The sequence below is a fragment of the Lacrimispora sp. genome (assembly GCF_036758025.1).
In the GTDB taxonomy this organism is placed as follows: domain Bacteria; phylum Bacillota; class Clostridia; order Lachnospirales; family Lachnospiraceae; genus Lacrimispora.
On record NZ_DAIOXM010000003.1, the window covers coordinates 177,205 to 194,564 of the forward strand.

Annotated in this window: 18 protein-coding genes; 15 read left to right on the plus strand and 3 right to left on the minus strand. The window is 45.1% G+C overall.

The features are described from left to right. Positions 1-5 precede the first annotated feature (5 nt). Genes V7M78_RS04710 through V7M78_RS04720 form a run of 3 tightly spaced genes read left to right on the plus strand, consistent with a single transcriptional unit; the run spans position 6 to position 3,149 of the window. Positions 6-1,331: a vWA domain-containing protein gene (locus tag V7M78_RS04710; protein WP_333646930.1), complete on the plus strand. Its 1,326-nt coding sequence runs from the start codon at positions 6-8 to the stop codon at positions 1,329-1,331. Positions 1,332-1,367: 36 nt separating this feature from the next. Continuing rightward, positions 1,368-2,882 carry an ATP-binding protein gene (locus tag V7M78_RS04715; protein WP_333646931.1) on the plus strand — a complete coding sequence of 505 codons (1,515 nt, stop codon included), beginning with the start codon at positions 1,368-1,370 and terminating at the stop codon, positions 2,880-2,882. Between the two features lie 54 nt (positions 2,883-2,936). Further along, positions 2,937-3,149, plus strand: a complete 213-nt coding sequence (locus V7M78_RS04720) for a DUF378 domain-containing protein (RefSeq protein WP_333646933.1) — start codon at positions 2,937-2,939, stop codon at positions 3,147-3,149. Positions 3,150-3,356: 207 nt separating this feature from the next. Here V7M78_RS04720 and V7M78_RS04725 read toward each other — a convergent pair whose 3' ends face one another. Then, on the minus strand, positions 3,357-3,905 hold the full coding sequence (locus tag V7M78_RS04725; RefSeq protein ID WP_333646935.1) for an NADPH-dependent FMN reductase: 549 nt from the start codon (positions 3,903-3,905) through the stop codon (positions 3,357-3,359). A gap of 159 nt (positions 3,906-4,064) precedes the next feature. After that, on the minus strand, positions 4,065-4,475 hold the full coding sequence (locus tag V7M78_RS04730) for an Rrf2 family transcriptional regulator (RefSeq protein ID WP_333646937.1): 411 nt from the start codon (positions 4,473-4,475) through the stop codon (positions 4,065-4,067). Positions 4,476-4,889: 414 nt separating this feature from the next. On the opposite strand from V7M78_RS04730, the gene V7M78_RS04735 reads away from it, so the two are divergent. After that, the gene (locus V7M78_RS04735) at positions 4,890-5,270 is read left to right on the plus strand and encodes a zinc ribbon domain-containing protein (RefSeq protein WP_333646939.1); all 381 of its coding nucleotides are present in this window, start codon (positions 4,890-4,892) and stop codon (positions 5,268-5,270) included. 71 nt (positions 5,271-5,341) lie between these two features. On the opposite strand, the gene V7M78_RS04740 is transcribed toward V7M78_RS04735, so the two are convergent. Beyond that, positions 5,342-5,911 (minus strand): nitroreductase family protein, encoded by a 570-nt coding sequence (locus V7M78_RS04740; protein WP_333646941.1) that lies wholly within the window; start codon positions 5,909-5,911, stop codon positions 5,342-5,344. Between the two features lie 203 nt (positions 5,912-6,114). On the opposite strand from V7M78_RS04740, the gene V7M78_RS04745 reads away from it, so the two are divergent. From V7M78_RS04745 to V7M78_RS04795, 11 genes are all read left to right on the plus strand, one after another. Beyond that, entirely contained in the window at positions 6,115-6,312 is a 198-nt protein-coding gene (locus tag V7M78_RS04745) for a hypothetical protein (protein WP_333646943.1), read from the plus strand. 192 nt (positions 6,313-6,504) lie between these two features. After that, positions 6,505-7,221, plus strand: a complete 717-nt coding sequence (locus V7M78_RS04750) for an MBL fold metallo-hydrolase (RefSeq protein ID WP_333646945.1) — start codon at positions 6,505-6,507, stop codon at positions 7,219-7,221. A gap of 47 nt (positions 7,222-7,268) precedes the next feature. Next, a complete protein-coding gene (locus V7M78_RS04755; RefSeq protein WP_442914627.1) occupies positions 7,269-8,555 on the plus strand; it encodes a dihydroorotase in 1,287 nt (428 codons plus the stop codon). A gap of 9 nt (positions 8,556-8,564) precedes the next feature. Beyond that, positions 8,565-10,142 carry a hypothetical protein gene (locus V7M78_RS04760; RefSeq protein ID WP_333646949.1) on the plus strand — a complete coding sequence of 526 codons (1,578 nt, stop codon included), beginning with the start codon at positions 8,565-8,567 and terminating at the stop codon, positions 10,140-10,142. A gap of 85 nt (positions 10,143-10,227) precedes the next feature. After that, on the plus strand, positions 10,228-11,094 hold the full coding sequence (locus V7M78_RS04765; RefSeq protein WP_333646951.1) for an amino acid ABC transporter substrate-binding protein: 867 nt from the start codon (positions 10,228-10,230) through the stop codon (positions 11,092-11,094). Positions 11,095-11,169: 75 nt separating this feature from the next. Beyond that, positions 11,170-11,820, plus strand: a complete 651-nt coding sequence (locus V7M78_RS04770; protein ID WP_333646953.1) for an amino acid ABC transporter permease — start codon at positions 11,170-11,172, stop codon at positions 11,818-11,820. A gap of 12 nt (positions 11,821-11,832) precedes the next feature. After that, a complete protein-coding gene (locus V7M78_RS04775) occupies positions 11,833-12,594 on the plus strand; it encodes an amino acid ABC transporter ATP-binding protein (protein WP_333646955.1) in 762 nt (253 codons plus the stop codon). Positions 12,595-12,972: 378 nt separating this feature from the next. Continuing rightward, the gene (locus V7M78_RS04780) at positions 12,973-13,620 is read left to right on the plus strand and encodes a hypothetical protein (protein ID WP_333646957.1); all 648 of its coding nucleotides are present in this window, start codon (positions 12,973-12,975) and stop codon (positions 13,618-13,620) included. Positions 13,621-13,842: 222 nt separating this feature from the next. After that, the gene (locus tag V7M78_RS04785) at positions 13,843-15,489 is read left to right on the plus strand and encodes an ABC-F family ATP-binding cassette domain-containing protein (RefSeq protein WP_333646959.1); all 1,647 of its coding nucleotides are present in this window, start codon (positions 13,843-13,845) and stop codon (positions 15,487-15,489) included. Between the two features lie 108 nt (positions 15,490-15,597). Continuing rightward, a complete protein-coding gene (gene cbiQ, locus V7M78_RS04790) occupies positions 15,598-16,377 on the plus strand; it encodes a cobalt ECF transporter T component CbiQ (protein ID WP_333646961.1) in 780 nt (259 codons plus the stop codon). Between the two features lie 125 nt (positions 16,378-16,502). Beyond that, complete coding sequence (locus tag V7M78_RS04795) at positions 16,503-17,351, plus strand: energy-coupling factor ABC transporter ATP-binding protein (protein ID WP_333646963.1); 849 nt, start codon at positions 16,503-16,505, stop codon at positions 17,349-17,351. Positions 17,352-17,360: the final 9 nt, after the last annotated feature.

Sequence of the window (17,360 nt, forward strand, 5' to 3'; positions counted from 1 at the left end):
AAGCAATGATTGATCCGGTAAGGCAAAAGCAGCTTGATGAGCTGAAAACCGTGGAAATAGGCAGTGACATTTTAACCAATGCACGCAATGAGCTGTATTTGAATTTCCGATACCTGGATATTGCCCTGAGCAGCTTCATCTTTGAGGCAGACTGGTCCGGAACAGGTCTGGCCACGGACGGGGCCGTGATTTATTACCAGCCGGAGCATTTGTTTGCCATGTATAAAAGCAACAGGGTCTGGGTGAACCGGTCCTATTTGCATATGCTGTTTCACTGCCTGTTCTGCCACGTATACTCCAGGGGAAACAGGGATAAGGCGGTCTGGGACTTAGCCTGCGACATTGCCATAGAGTCCATATTGGACAGCTTTTATGTGAAATCTGTTTACCGCCATCAGTCCGGTTACCGCAGAGAAATATACGGGCGGATTGGAGAGCGGCTTAAGGTCTTTACTGCGGAAGGAATCTATCAGTTTCTCCGGGAAAAGAACTTCCCTGCAGAGCAGCTTCAGAAAATGGCAGGAGAATTCTATGTGGACAGCCATGTCCTTTGGGACCAGGAGCAGGACCCCAAGATTCCGGTGGAGCGCCAGAACCAGTGGCAGAACATCCGGGAGAAAATGGAAACGGAGATGGAATCCTTTGGAGAAAAGGATGATAAATCCTCTAAAAATCTTTTGGAGCAGATCAAGGTTGAAAACAGGGAACAATACGACTACAAAAAGTTTTTAAGAAAGTTTGCAGTCCTAAAGGAAGAAGCGGAAGTGGACCCTGATTCCTTTGATTATGTTTTCTATACCTACGGCCTGTCTCTTTATAAAAACATGCCTTTAATTGAGCCTCTGGAAACGAAAGAGGTTTTTAAAATAGAAGACTTTGTCATTGTCATTGACACCTCCATGTCCGTATCAGGTGATTTGGTGAGCCAGTTTCTTCAGGAAACTTATGGGGTTCTTGGGGAGTCTGAAAGCTATTTCAGGAAAATCAATATTCACATCATTCAATGCGATGAAGAAATCCGTTCTGACGTGACCATCACCAGCAGAGAGGAGATGGAGGACTATATGGAGCATTTTACCCTGTCCGGTTTTGGAGGTACGGATTTCCGTCCTGCCTTTGAATATGTAAACGGCCTTGTGAACAAAGGGGCTTTTAAGAAGCTGCGGGGACTGATTTATTTTACCGATGGAAAGGGAATTTATCCGGTGAAAATGCCTCCTTATGATACTGCATTTGTCTTTATGAAGGATCAGTATGAAGATATTTCTGTCCCCGGGTGGGCTATGAAGGTGATATTGATGCCTGAAGATCTTGTAACTGTTCAGGACTGAACTGTTACTGCAAGTTAACTTACAGGAGATTTGACTATGAATATAAAACGAGCGAAAGAAGAAATTAAAAATACCATTGAAGCCTATCTGCTGAAGGATTCCTATGGCTCCTATGAGATTCCGTCCATGCGGCAGAGGCCGGTATTTCTCATCGGGCCTCCCGGAATCGGAAAAACTCAGATTATGGAGCAGGTGGCGAGAGAGTGCCAGGTAGGTCTGGTTGCCTATACCATTACTCATCATACCCGGCAGAGTGCTGTTGGCCTGCCTTTTATTACGGAAAAGGAATACGACGGGAAGCATTACAGTGTAACAGAATACACCATGAGCGAAATTGTGGCTTCCATTTATGATAAAATAGAAAGCACAGGGCTTAAAGAGGGAATCCTTTTTATTGATGAAATCAACTGTGTTTCCGAGACTCTGGCGCCCACCATGCTCCAGTTTCTTCAGTATAAAACCTTTGGAAATCACAGCATTCCAGAAGGCTGGGTTATCGTCACGGCCGGAAATCCGCCGGAATACAATAAATCGGTCCGGGATTTTGACGTTGTGACCCTGGATCGGATCAAGCTGATCCAGGTGGAGCCGGATTATGAGGTATGGAAGGCTTATGCCTATGAAAATGGACTTCATCCGGCGATCATATCTTATCTAAATGCCAGAACTGAAAACTTCTGCCGCATTGAAACCACAGTGGACGGCAAGCTTTTTGCCACTCCCAGAGGCTGGGAGGACTTATCCCGCTTTATCCAGATCAGCGAGCGGCTGGGCAGAAAACCGGACCGGGATGTAGTGGGAGAATACATTCAATTTCCAAAGATTTCCAAGGATTTTGCCAACTACCTGGAGCTATACTATAAGTATGAGGAAGATTATCAGATTGATGAGATTTTATCAGGGATTATTCGGGAAAGGCTTTGCGATAAGCTGAAACGGGCGGCTTTTGATGAAAAATTAAATGTCATAGGTCTGCTTTTATCCAGGCTGGGCCAGGGTTTTCGCAAGGCTGCTGACCAGGGAGACAAGACCCAGCTTTTGATGGAAGCCTTAAAGGAAATTAATCCGGAAACAGAAGGAAATGCTTCCGGTTCCATGTTAAGCCGTCTGGCTTCTTTGCGGGAAAAATGGAAAAAGGAATGGAACAGCAAGCGGGAAGCCGGTCTTTTAAGCAGAAGAGAAGATTACCTGCGCCGCGATGTGGAAGGACTTCTTTTTAAATATGAAGAAACCCTTAAAAGGGAAGATATTACAGACTTAAAAACAGCCTGGGAACGGATCAGCCAGATGTTTGAAGAAGAAAGCATACAGTATGATGAGGCCTTATCTGAGGCAGGAAAAGCCCTGGAACATGCTTTTGATTTTATGGAGGCAGCTTTTGGAGACGGGCAGGAAATGGTCATATTTGTAACGGAATTAAATACCGGTTATTACAGCGTTCAGTTTTTAAAGGAGTACGATTGTGAACGGTATTATCAGTATAATGAAAGGCTTTTATTCAACACCCGTGAGGATGAAATAAGGGCCAGGATCAACGGCTTAGGGAGATAATGTATAAAAATCAGGCCTCTATATCATAATAACAGATGAAAAGGAGGTAGTGCCATGAGAAATAAAGCATTGGACTACACAGCCCTTACCATAGCCATTGTGGGCGCAGTAAACTGGGGGCTGGTAGGATTCTTCGATTTCAACCTGGTGTCATTTATTTTTGGCAGCATGACATGGGTTTCCAGAATCCTGTATGCGCTGGTGGGAATTTGCGGACTGTACCTGTTCACCTTTTATGGTCGTTCCGAAGTTAGTACAGAAAGATAGTAGGTAATATGGAGAAGGGGTAAACTGTACCCTAAACTGTACCCTGATAGTAAAACACAGAAAAAAAGCTGTGTTGAACTATTAGGGTACTTTTTGTTATAATTCTTAAGTGAAATAATATCTATTTAACAGCTGAAAACATGCTATATAAAAGGCGCTGATCTGTTAAAGATCAACGCCCTCTTTTAATATGTCCTTAACAAGGAATCAAGAAACCTTTTCCATCCAAGATACGAAAGAGCTTAAAAAGCTGTCAAGGAACGTTTTTGTATCCTCATTGCTTAAAGCGCCGTTTTCATCGATCAAGGTGTGGTAAGAACCAATATACGCTTCCGGTTGAGCTAAGGTTAAAACATTCAGAAAAGCGAGCACCTGACGCAGGTGGTGATTTGCTCCAAAACCACCGATACCTCCGGGAGACTGACTGATAACAGCCCCTGGTTTACCGTTCCAAACATTTTTTCCATAAGGACGGGACCCTACATCCAATGCATTTTTCAGTGCCGCAGGAATGGAACGGTTATGTTCTGGCGTGATGAAGAGTACGCCATCCAAAGTTAGTACTTCATTGCGGAATGTGGTGTATTCTTCCGGATCAGCACCGTCATAATCCTGATTATAAAGAGGAAGTTGGCTGATATCAATGGTTTTGAATACAACTCCTGCTGGAGCATGGTTCTTCACATACTCGGCAATGCTTCCGGAAAAAGAGTTTTTTCTCAAACTGCCTGTAATAATTCCAATTGTTTTACTCATGATTACATACCTCCGTTATATAATTATTTTTCAAAGACTACTGATTGCATACTGTGAATCTGGTGCGGATAAACTGGGGTTTTTCTATTTCATCTAAAATTGCAATTGCCATGCCTGTTGCTCTGATAATTGTGAGTTTTATAGATCCCCCCTCCTTATTTATTTGATGAATTCTTTTGTGATGTCAGCCAATGTAATGGCGGACATTTCATTTTCTGCTGCACTTTGAATATTGCTATATAAATGCTTCAAGGTACTTTCAATCTCTGCCCCTACAGGACATTTGTGATTGGTATTACTGTGTATACCGAACAAATCCGGGTTTTCCTCCACGGCCTCAAATATATCCAGAAGTGTAATGTCTTCTGCCTTCTTGGCAAGTCCTGTAATACCGACTCTTGTGCTGGATTCAATCAGCTGTGCTTTTTTTAGCCGGCTCATCAAACGCCGGACAAGCGCCGGATTGGTATTAATGCTGGAAGCAATATACTCCGATGTAACAGGCTCTGTATTGGTCAATGCAATTAAACACATAATGTGTATACTAACCGATAATTTTGTAGAGTACATAAGCACCACCTTTAGTAACTATTATAGTTACTAATTTGCCGGTTGTCAAGTTTTCTATTACAAAATACCTTTAATTTTATTGATTATTTTTCTCTATATTCCAGAGCAAATGCAGGCATGCCAGGGGAGTTGAGAGCTCCGAAGGTACATTTTTATGCTGGGTTCCCGGGGGGGTTCTCAATTCTATCGAAATCAATATCCATTGCAATGATGAATCGAATATGCTATATTTTCTATACTTACATCTTAGGGTTGTGAAAATTTACTTGAAGCTGCTTTATAGTATTATGGTAACATACCTCACTTTATTATACCACTTTATCTCATCAATATTTGCAGTGGGGCGTTAATGTGACCAATGCCACTCAAGTGTTAACCACAGGCCATAGAAAATTCCAATTTCAGGAGGACGCTATGTTATTTATATTCGGCATAAGCCAGGGAAGAAAACTGCTTGATTACACAAAAACGGTCATTTGCGGCCAGTGCGGAGGCTATGGCAGATATCAGGTATTCATGACCTATAGCTATTTCAGCATTTTCTTCATCCCTATTATAAAATGGAACCGTCATTATTACGTTCAGATGTCCTGTTGTAATACCGTTTATGAACTAAACTCGGAAAAGGGAAAGCAGATCAGCCGCAGAGAGTCTGCAGATATCAGCGAGCAGGATTTAACCCTGGTACAGTCCGGGCATAGGGCGGAGGAGTGGAATTATAAAAAGTGTTCAAGCTGCGGATATGAAACATCGGAAAACTTCGAATACTGCCCCAAATGCGGACAGCATTTTTAGAATAAAGAATGAAGAAAACAGCCGGCCCTGAATAGTCAGGAAACCGGCTGTTTTTAAAATACCTGCCAAACTTAAATAATAATATCGTCAAGCTCTCTCTTGGGAACGTAATGCACCTGATTTTCATCCCTATAATAGCGGACATTCCCGTCCTCTTTCATGGGAACCAGGACAACCTCTTCCTTAGGCTTTCCAAGAGCCAGAACCAGATCAAGAGAGTAACGGGAAATATCGATACCCAAGGCTCTTGCCAGCTTTTCCCTCTGAACGCTTGCAAGGATACAGCCTCCATACCCTTTTTCCACCGCCCCAAGCATCATGGTCTGAGCGGTAATTCCATCGTCATGAAACTTGTTCTTTCCAAGGGAAAGGTCGCACAGGATGATGATATAAGCAGAGGGGCGCTCTCCTTCTTCAGGCCCTTTCCACTCCGGCAGGGCGCCGGCCCAGGAAAGAGTGTTAAATACCTTTGCATTTTCTTCCGGTGTATTACACAGCCGGAACTTTAAAGCCTGGGAATTGGCAGAGGAGGGAGCCAGTCTGGCTAAATCCACCAGATCTCTCAAATCTTCCAGTGAAATGGATTCCTCCTCATAAAAACGGCGGTAGGTACGGCATTTGGTAACTAAATCTTTCAGCATATACAATTCCTCCTGGTAGTTAAGATTTTATTTGTGTCTTTAAATAAAATTATAGCAGGAATGAGAGCAATTCACAATGGACAGAGGCTTAAAATCATGCCACAGCAATTGACTTTGGCTGTTTATAGTGCTAGACTTGATAACGTGCTTCATGGATACATAAAAGTCTATTAATCCGTGCAGTTATAAGGAGGAGAATCATTGTGAAATTAACAGCAAAAAAACTTGTACTTACAAGTGCAGCCATATTGACCATGACCATTATTTCCGCATGCGGCGGCAATGAACCTGAGCCTACAACAGCAGCAACAACTGCTGAGACTACAGCAGATGCTGTTTCAGGAGCAACCGAAAAAACAGAGGAATCTCCGGCGGAAGAATCAGAAACTGCCGCAAAATAAGCAGCAGGATAAGTGCGTCAGAAAGCAAAAAAATCAGGGCGGAGACAATTGTCTCCGCCCTGATTTTTAATAACCCCAGACAGTGTCTCTTTTTTACGCGAAAAATAAAGGGGATTCCGTTTACAATCCTATGCAGAGCAGCAGCTTCTGTGATATAATTTTCTAAAGAAACTTAAAAGGAGGTCATTTCAGATGAAGATTACATTTATCCATCACAGCTCCTTCATGGTGGAACTTAATACCATGTGCCTTCTGTTTGATTATACAGAGGGAACACTGCCGGAATTTCCGGCACATAAGCCTCTTCTGGTATTTGCCAGCCACCGTCATGGGGATCACTATTCATCAAAAATACTGGAATTTCAGAAAATTCATGAAAGTGTCCGGTATGTCCTGTCAGATGACATAGAAAGAAAGCAGTTCCCCAAAGAAATTTCGGAACGTGTTACCGCTGTAAAGCCGGGAGAAATATATCATTTAAGCATTTCTGAGACAGGGGAGGAAGTACAGGTGCAGACCTTCCGATCCACCGATGAAGGCGTCGCTTTTCTTATAAAAGCCGAGGGAAAGACCATTTACCATGCCGGAGACTTGAACCACTGGAGATGGGAAGGTGAACCGGAAAGCTGGAATGAAGACATGGCAAAACAGTTTTCGGCGGAAATGGACAAGCTGGAAGGACTGCACATGGAGGTGGCCTTTCTCCCCTTAGACCCCAGGCAGGAGAAAAACTTTTACCTGGGCTTTGATGAGTTCATGAGAAAAGCTTTTGCATCCCATGCATTTCCCATGCACTGCTGGGGAGATTTTTCCGTAATCGGAAGGCTTAAGGAAATGGAAGTTTCCGCTCCTTACCGGGAAAGAATTGCAGTCATTCAACGGGATGGAGACAGCTTCGAAATCAACTGAAAATGGAAGCAGAATACCATAGAGAAGGAAGAGAGGAAAAAAGGATGATATGGATTAAAAATGCCCACCTGGTAGACCCCGGAAGCGGGCTGGAACGGGATGGAGATATCTGTATAAAAGACGGGAAGATTGTTTCAATAGGGGAATCTCTTTCGATCAACCGGGATTCGGTTTCTAAAGAGGATGTAGTAATTGATGGAACTGGTCTTGTGGCAGCGCCGGGGCTGATTGACGTTCACGTTCATTTCCGTGACCCCGGATTTACTTACAAGGAAGATATCTATACAGGGGCAAGGGCGGCGGCAAAGGGCGGTTTTACCACCGTAGTCTGCATGGCCAATACAAAGCCTCCGGTAGACAATGAAGAAACTCTTCAATATATAATAGAAGAAGGAAAAAAAACAGGAATCCACGTGCTCCAGGCAGCAGCCGTGTCAAAGGGACTTCAGGGGAAGGAACTGACGGATATGGCTTTGCTAAAAGCCAAGGGAGCCGCAGGCTTTACAGATGATGGAATTCCTCTTTTAGATGAAGCTCTGGTTAAGGAGGCTATGGAGCGGGCGGCAGAGCTGGACCTTCCTTTAAGCTTTCATGAGGAAGTGCCTGCATTTATTAAAAATAACGGAATCAACCATGGAAAGGTGTCCGAACAGCTTGGTATCTACGGTTCCCCTGCTCTGGCAGAGGACAGCCTTGTGGCCAGGGACTGCATGATCGCCCTCCACACAGGTGCCACCATAGACATCCAGCACATTAGCTCTGCGGCTTCTGTAAAAATGGTGAAGCTGGCAAAGGAGCTGGGAGCTGACGTATACGCAGAAGTGACTCCACACCACTTTACCCTGACGGAAGAAGCGGTATTAAAGTACGGCACTCTGGCAAAGATGAATCCGCCACTCAGAACGGAAAAGGACCGCCAGGCTATTATCCAGGGGTTAAAGGATGGAAGCATTGATATCATTGCCACCGACCACGCCCCCCACAGCAAAGAGGAGAAGGAAAGACCCTTAACCGAAGCACCCAGCGGAATTACAGGACTTGAAACAGCCTTAGGACTGGCTGTAACTAACCTGGTAAGGCCCGGTCATTTGACCATGATGGAGCTTATGGAAAAGATGAGCCTCAATCCCGCCAGATTATACCGTCTGGATTCCGGTTTCATAAAAGAAGGGGCAGCAGCGGATCTGGTAATTTTTGATCCCAATGAAGAATGGATTGCAGGGGAATATGCATCAAAATCTTCTAATACCCCCTTTACAGGAGAGAAGCTGTTTGGAAAGGTGAAATACACCATCTGCAGCGGTCAGATCGTTTACCAGGACGAAAAAGATTAAGGAGTAAATATGGAAATTAAGGCTCAGGACTTATCCTCTGCCGGAACATCCAGAGGGGAACCGGCAATCCAGGAGTTTCCCCAGAATGTAGAAGCAGCCCTGGAAATGGGGAAAATCCAGACTGACGGCAAGCTGATTGAAGCCATGGTGCAAAAAGAAGAGGAGAATAAAAGCAAACTGGAAAGCACTGGCGATTCCGGCAAGGACCAGGCTGTCTTGTCCAGGGAAAGCAGGCCCTACCGACAGCTTCGGAACCAGTCCGCTGTTTCTGAAGAGAAACAGGGCCGGGAAATACTGGAGCTTGCCTGGAAGAGTCTGCAAAACTGGGCCGTTTCCCTGGATATCTCTTTGGAGTCTGAGCTTTTAAATCTTGGGGCCATGTATGAAAAGCTCCTTGAGCAGATGCTTCTTTACGGGAACCAGGAAATGACTGAGGGACAGCCCGGAACTCTTGACCAGATGCTTTCGGAGGTTCTGTCAAAGGTTTTAAATACCCGCCTGGGAGAGTTGAACGGACTTTTTAAAGCTTATGGAACCCAGGATTCCGTAAGGTCCCTGCAGACGGCCCTTTACCGCAGCGTAACGGGCCGTTCGCCGGATCAGGGAGAGCTGGACCGAATGTTTAAAGGGCAGACAGATCCTGAGGCAGAAGCTGGGAATTTCCCGGTCCGGGGCGGAATCCGGACTCCTGTAAACCAGGGGAGCTTAAGCCGGGGAATTATCTATCAGCCTGACGGTCAGGGACGGATCATAAGAAATGAACGGTACACGGACCGGATGGAAATGGAGTTTCCTCTGACCATGAAGGCGGGACAGGAAAAGGTTTACGGGGCGGAAGCCTCTATCTCTGCCCTGGGAAAGAACCGGGTCTATTCCCCGGGGGATTTAGAACCGGGGGAACGGTTTGCCGGGTACATAAGCCGCAGAGGAAATTTATTCGTTGCACAGGGGATCAGCGGCAGCAGCGGAGAGCTTTACGGCTTTCTGGCAGCAGTCATGGCGATCAAATCCCAGACCTATACTTCTATTTCTGCGGTGGAAAAGGAGCTGTCTTCTGATCTGCGCAGCGCAGTTGATAAGATGATCGATTTATATATCCAGGAGGAAGCTGCCAGACAGGAGGCAGAGAAAAGGGCTGGGACGGGAATCCGTAAAAGCCTTTTTGAGCCAAGGGCAGCCTATAAGACCTACTATTATATGATGAATCTTTATCAGACCACAGGCGACTTTCAAGAAGTCATCAATAAGGGGCTTCGCCAGGCTTACCGGCAGTATTTAAAGAAAAGGGAAAGCGCTGGGGAGGAAGAGAAAGAGGGATTCTTTTTTTCCAGGGAAAAGAGGGAAGCCCTGGAGGACTGGAAGGATGGAAAACGTATTTTAGAGCGGGACTGGCGGGAGTTTTTAAATTTTTTGGAAGGGGAAGGTTTTGGACGTCTCCTGCCCGGGCTTTTGGAGCTGAGCCCCTGGGGGATGTTTGCGGAGCCGGAAAGGCCTTCCGGAAAAAGGGCTGTAAGTCCGGTTGTAGCATTTGGAGTATTTGCAGGACTGCTTCTTCTGATATTTTTTGTGGGTTTTATGGGAAGGTAAAGTGAAATTATAAAGTTTCTTCTTTACAGAAACGCTTTACTATGCTACCATGGTAACACATGAAAACAACGAGGAGGAAGTAATTATGAAAAAGAAGATTTGGAAAGCAGCGGCACTGCTGGGAGCAGCACTGATTCTTGGGGGCTGTTCCGGACAGAAGGAGGCAGCTACTACTACGGCAGCAGAAACTACCGCACAGACAAAGACAGAAGAGACCACAGCGGCAGGAGAAACCAGCCAGGCTGCGGCAGATGGAACAGATACATTTACCGTTGGATTTGACCAGGACTTCCCGCCTATGGGATTTGTGGGAGACGACGGAGAATATACAGGCTTTGACTTAGAGCTGGCTCAGGAGGTTGCAAAACGTCTTGGAAAGACTTACGTTCCACAGCCCATTGCCTGGGATTCCAAGGATATGGAACTGACCTCCGGAAATGTGGATTGCATCTGGAACGGCTTTACCATGAACGGACGGGAAGACGGTTATACCTGGACAACCCCTTATATGGAAAACAGTCAGGTATTTGTAGTAAAAGGAGATTCCGGCATCAAAACTCTTGCTGATCTGGCAGGAAAAGTGGTAGAGGTTCAGGCCGATTCCTCTGCGGAAAAGGCATTGCAGGAAGACGCAGAGCTGACAGGAACCTTTGGTACTTTACAGACCACACCGGATTACAACACCGCATTTATGGATCTGGAAATGGGCGCTGTTGATGCCATTGCCATGGATGTCATTGTGGCAGGATATCAGATTGAACAGAGAAACGCAGATTTCATCATATTGGAAGAAGCCCTGGCTGCCGAAGAATACGGCGTAGGCTTTAAGAAAGGCAATGAAGCCTTAAGAGATCAGGTTCAGGAACAGTTAGAGGCAATGGCCGCTGACGGAACATTAAAGACTGTTTCCGAAAAATGGTTCGGCAAAGATGTAACAACCATCGGAAAATAAAGATAAAACCCATGGGTTCCGGCCCTTTTCATCAGAAGCCGGAACCCATTTTCGGGAGAACATGGAGGAGAAGTCATGACTTTAGATAAGATACTTTTACAACTGGCAGGGGGTATGTGGGTCAGCATCCAGATATTTTTTGTGACGCTGGTCTTTTCTCTGCCCCTGGGACTTTTGGTATCCTTTGGAAGGATGTCAAAGAACCCTGTTATAAGAGCCATTGTTAAATTTTATATTTCAGTCATGAGGGGAACTCCTCTGATGCTTCAGCTCATGGTGGTGTATTTCGGCCCCTATTACTTATTCGGCTTAAAGGTGGGAAACGGATACCGGCTTATGGCCGCCTTTATTGGCTTTATCATCAACTATGCCGCCTATTTTGCAGAGATTTACCGCAGCGGGATTCAGTCCATGCCTGTTGGGCAGTATGAAGCGTCAAAGCTGCTGGGTTACTCCAGGGGGCAGACCTTTTTCCGGATCATATTTCCCCAGGTAGTGAAGCGGATACTGCCCTCTGTCACCAATGAGGTCATCACTCTGGTTAAAGACACGTCCCTGGCCTTTACCATCAGCGTTTTAGAAATGTTCGCCGTTGCCAAGGCTCTGGCCTCTTCTCAGACCAGTCTCGTTCCCTTTGTTGCGGCAGGGCTGTTCTATTATGTCTTTAACCTGATTGTGGCAGTGGGAATGGAGCATTTGGAACATCGTTTGAACTATTATCAATAGGAGGAAGAAGAGATGTACTTACTGGAAATGAACCATGTCCGCAAGGAGTTTGACGGCCAGGGTGTGCTTCGGGATATTTCCCTGTCGGTAAGAGAAGGGGAGATCGTATCCATCATAGGCCCCTCCGGTTCAGGCAAATCCACTTTGCTCCGCTGCGCCACCATGCTGGAACAGATGGATGGGGGAGAATTGATCTACATAGGAGAAAAGGCTGCCTGGGAAGGCAGTGATGGAAAATCCGTTTACGCCAAAAAGGAAAATCTGAAGGAAATACAGAAACATTACGGTCTGGTATTTCAGAATTTTCACTTATTTCCCCATATGACCGTATTAAGAAATGTGACCGATGCGCCTATCCACGTGCAGAAGCGGAAGAAGGAAGAGGCGGAAGCCAGTGCCATGGAGCTTCTGCGGAAAATGGGCCTGGAGGAAAAAGCCAATGCATACCCCTGCCAGCTTTCCGGAGGACAGTGCCAGAGAGTGGCTATTGCCAGAGCTTTGGCTTTAAACCCCAGAATTTTATTCTTTGATGAACCCACCTCAGCTTTGGACCCGGAGCTTACGGGAGAGGTATTGAAGGTTATTAAATCTCTGGCGGACATGCAGATTACCATGGTCATTGTAACTCATGAAATGGCCTTTGCCAGGGATATTTCAGACCGGATTATCTTTATGGACGGCGGAGTGATCGTGGAAGAAGGAAAGCCGGAAGATGTTTTTGCCTCCAATAACGTGAGAACTCAGAGTTTTCTGGGGCGGTACGGAGAAATTTAAGAATAAATATTTTACCCATACCTCTAAAACTGGTTTATTAAAAACTAAGGTTTTTTTGCTGTAATAATATCCCGGCAACGTGGTGTAATTGTGCAGCGGTATCAATGTATGAATGATTTTCGTGCAGTAACATTTGCAGCCATACAGGGAGTGTTATAAAGTAAAGTCTGGTGCTGGTACTTTTAAAAAGTAATTTGGATAAATTGTTTTTCATTAAATCACCTCAAAAATAGGGTGTGTTGGGCAGAAAATAATAATTCAGGAAGTTTTATCCAATTATTAAAATTACTTAAGAAAAAAGATAAAGATTTTTCACAATCGGATGATATACTGAATTTGAAATAACAGATAAAGCAGAAAAGAAAGAAGGGGATGCTCATGAAAAGAATATGGATTTTAGCATTGGCCGTCTGCGGTGCTGTTTTATTTACTGCTTGTGGAAAACCGGCTGGCAACGGGGAAAGCAGCTCAGAATCGACGACTGCTTCTTCCGAAGCATCAACAGATAGCACGGAAACTGCCAGCCAGGAGGCCCCCGGCAATGGTGCTGAATTTAAGATACTGACAGCTAAGGTCACAAAGGTGGACGACAATCTGGAACACATGACCGTGTTAAACGGTGAGGCAGAGACTGATTTTGACTTAAAGGGCGTGGTAGTGGAGACTTCCTATGCTCTCGGGCCTGATGTTGAGGTTTCCGTTGTTTACAAGGGTGAGATATCCGGTTCTGATACCTCTAACGCAAAGATCATTCTGGTGCTGGATGGACAAAAGGATATGACGGTTCAGACAGTGACAGGCAGCGTGGTGGATCAGGCTATGAGTACCTTTACCATTAAGACGGAGTCGGAAGAAGAGCTCAGCTTTATCAAGGGCAGCGGTGAAGGTCTGGACAGCGGTGTGCTGGGAACAGCCACTGACGGAGGAAACGGAAGCGGAGCCATGGTAAAGGTAACCTATGTGACTGTCAATTATGATGCAGGCAGTAAGACGAATTTTCCATTAAAGGTAGAAGCAGCAAAGTAAAAATACTTAAAATCCCGGATTATGCAGGCAGAACTTCCTTTTTTCAGTATAAAAGGCTTGCAAATTCGGGATTTTCAGGTACAATAAGAGAGATGACAAGAAAGGGGCCAATTGACCCCTATTTTGCTGAGTAGAGACAATGAAAAACCGCAGGCTCTGTCCAAGAACCATGGACAGGAAGGGCGGATAAAAGCAGATTACAGAAAGGGAATTAAAGTTAAAATGATCAGTGCACATAATGTAACATTAAGAATTGGAAAAAAAGCATTGTTTGAAGATGTAAATATCAAATTTACAGAGGGCAACTGCTACGGTATGATCGGTGCCAATGGTGCGGGAAAATCCACATTTCTCAAGATTCTTTCCGGCGAGCTGGAGCCTACCAGCGGTGATATCGTCATTACACCGGGACAGAGACTTTCCTTCTTAAAGCAGGACCACTTCCGATATGATGATTTCCAGGTACTGGATACGGTTATTATGGGAAATGCCAGACTTTATGAGATCATGAAGGAAAAGGATGCCATCTACATGAAGGAGGACTTCACGGAAGAGGACGGCATTAAGGCGGCAGATTTAGAAGGCGAATTTGCTTCCATGAACGGCTGGGAGGCTGAATCCGATGCAGCCAACTTATTAAACGGACTTGGAGTTGAGACAGATCTTCACTATAAATTGATGAAGGATTTAACCGGAGCGGAAAAAGTTAAGGTGCTTCTTGCTCAGGCATTGTTCGGAAATCCGGATATTCTGCTCCTTGACGAGCCTACCAACCATTTGGATTTGGATGCCATTGCATGGCTGGAGGAATTCCTTATCAATTTTGAAAATATCGTAATCGTGGTATCCCATGACCGTTATTTCTTAAATAAAGTCTGCACCCAGATCGCAGATATTGATTACAGCAAGATCCAGCTTTATGCAGGAAACTATGACTTCTGGTATGAGTCCAGCCAGTTGATCGTAAAGCAGATGAAGGAAGCCAACAGGAAGAAGGAAGAAAAGATCAAGGAATTGCAGGAATTTATCCAGCGTTTCTCTGCCAATGCTTCCAAATCCAAGCAGGCAACCTCCAGAAAGAAGGCTTTGGAGAAAATCGAACTGGATGACATTAAGCCCTCCAGCCGGAAATATCCTTACATCGATTTCCGTCCTGCCCGTGAGATTGGTAATGAAGTACTGACGGTTACCAATTTATCAAAGACCATTGACGGAGTAAAGATTTTAGATAACATCTCCTTTACCTTAAACCGTGAGGATAAGGTGGCTTTGGTAGGACCAAATGAGCTTGCCAAGACAGTTCTGTTTAAAATCCTTTCAGGAGAAATGGAGCCGGATGAAGGTGATTACAAGTGGGGTATTACCACCAGCCATAGCTATTTCCCCAAGGATAATTCTGCGGAGTTTGACAATGACGATATCATTGTAGACTGGCTGACCCAGTATTCTCCGGAAAAGGATGTTACTTATGTACGCGGTTTCCTGGGACGTATGCTTTTTGCAGGAGAAGACGGCGTGAAAAAAGTGCGTGTGCTCTCCGGTGGTGAAAAGGTGCGCTGTATGCTTTCCAAAATGATGATTTCCGGTTCCAATGTGCTGATGCTTGATGAGCCTACGGACCATTTGGATATGGAGTCAATCACTGCATTAAATAACGGTCTTATGAAATTCCAGGGAGTTCTGCTTTTCTCCTCCCGTGACCATCAGATCGTGGAGACTACGGCAAACCGAATTATGGAGATCGTAAACGGCCAGTTGATTGATAAGATCACTACCTACGATGAGTACCTGGCAAGCGATGATATGGCTCGTAAGAGACAGGTATTTACTCTGACCGAGGAACAGGTTGCAGAGAATGCAGAGGGTTAAATAACATAAAAAAGACGGGAAAGTCAGTCGTAAAAACGCCTGTCTTTCCCGTCTTTTTTTGCAGGCCGCAGCAGAAATCAGCCTTAAGTCATACGAAAGGAGGTGAAAATGTTGAATACCATTGATTATTATGCCTGCGTTTCCCGGCTGAGAAGCTGGAATCCCCGGCTGAAAGCTGCTGTAGCTGTCTCCGGGCTTTTGATCTGCATTGCAGCAAATGATGTGTGGGTATCCTGTCTGGTGCTTTTGTCCATGTCTGCCATTACCATTTTGGCAGGGGGACTTTCCTGGAGGAAATATCTGGCCCTTTTTAGAATACCGTTTGGATTTCTGGTTTTGGGTACGGCGGCCATTGCCATAGGTATATCCAGAGAACCCTATGGGCAGGTTCTTATTTCTGCAGCAGGGTTTTATCTCTATGTGACAGAGGAGGGGATAAGGCTGGCGGCTGGCCTTGTCTTAAAGGCTTCGGCTTCTTTAAGCGCTATGTACATGCTGGTACTTTCCACGACTGCCAGCGAGGTAATCGGTGTTTTGAAAAGCATCCGGACACCCAAGATAATTGTGGAATTAATGAACCTGATTTACCGGTTTATTTTTGTAATGACAGATTCCCAGCGCCAAATGAAGCAGGCGGCGGAGTCACGCCTTGGATACAGCGGTTTTAAGACATCCTGCCGTACCTTTGGGTGCATAGGGGGAAACTTATTTGTGGTTTCTTTGAAAAAGGCAGGAATCTATTACAATGCAATGACCGCAAGGTGTTATGACGGGGAGCTTTTGTTTCTGGAAGAAGAGCGGCCGGTTAAGGGGTGGCAGATAGGTGCAGCAGCAGGTTATGTTGGGGGTCTGATTTTGGCATGGTTGTTGGTATGGCGGGCGAGATGATAGCTGGAATAGGGACCGAATAATGGCTGGAGATAGTTGAAATAAAGACTGGATAATGGCTAAGATAACGTCTGAGGTTAAAAGCAGAATTAATAGCTTTTGCGGGCTGAAAGGGAGGTGAAAAAATGGAAAGTATTCTTTTACAGGCAGAAAACCTATGCTATTCCTATGAAGAAGGCGCTCAAGTATTAAAGGGAGTTAACTTAACTGTGAGAAAAGGGGAGAAGATCGCAGTTCTGGGTTCTAACGGGGCAGGAAAATCCACTTGTTTTCTCAACCTAAACGGAGTTTTGCAGCCGGATTCCGGACGGATTTTCTATAATGGAAAGGAAGTAAAGAAAAAGGATTTTAATGAATTGAGAAAGCACGTGGGAATTGTATTCCAAGATGCAGATCACCAGATCATCGCTTCCACAGTCTTTTCCGAGGTATCCTTTGGTCCTATGAATTTAAGGCTTCCAAAGGAAAAGGTGGCAAGGCGTGTGGAACAGGCATTATCTGATATGAATTTAACCGAAATGAAAGACCGCCCGCCTCACTATTTAAGCGGAGGGGAGAAAAAGCGGGTCAGCATTGCGGATATTCTAGCCATGGAATCCGAGGTAGTGATATTTGATGAGCCTACTGCTTCCTTAGACCCGGTCAATGTGGAAATGTTGAAAGGGATTCTGGATAAGATGGCAGTTATGGGGAAAACCCTTTTGATTTCTACCCACGATGTGGATTTTGCCTACCAATGGGCAGACCGGGCGGTGGTTTTTGCCCATGGCAGAGTCATTGCTGACGGTCCTATGGCAGAGATTTTCAAAAGAGATGAGGTATTACAAGAGGCTAATTTGAGAAAGCCCATACTTCTTGAGGTATGGACCAGTCTGGTAAAACATGGGATTTTAGATGAAAAGGAAGTTTGTCCCAGGAGTGCCGGAAAATTGGAAACTCTTCTGAAGGAATTGAGACCAAATCAAAAAAGTTGACAGAAAAGT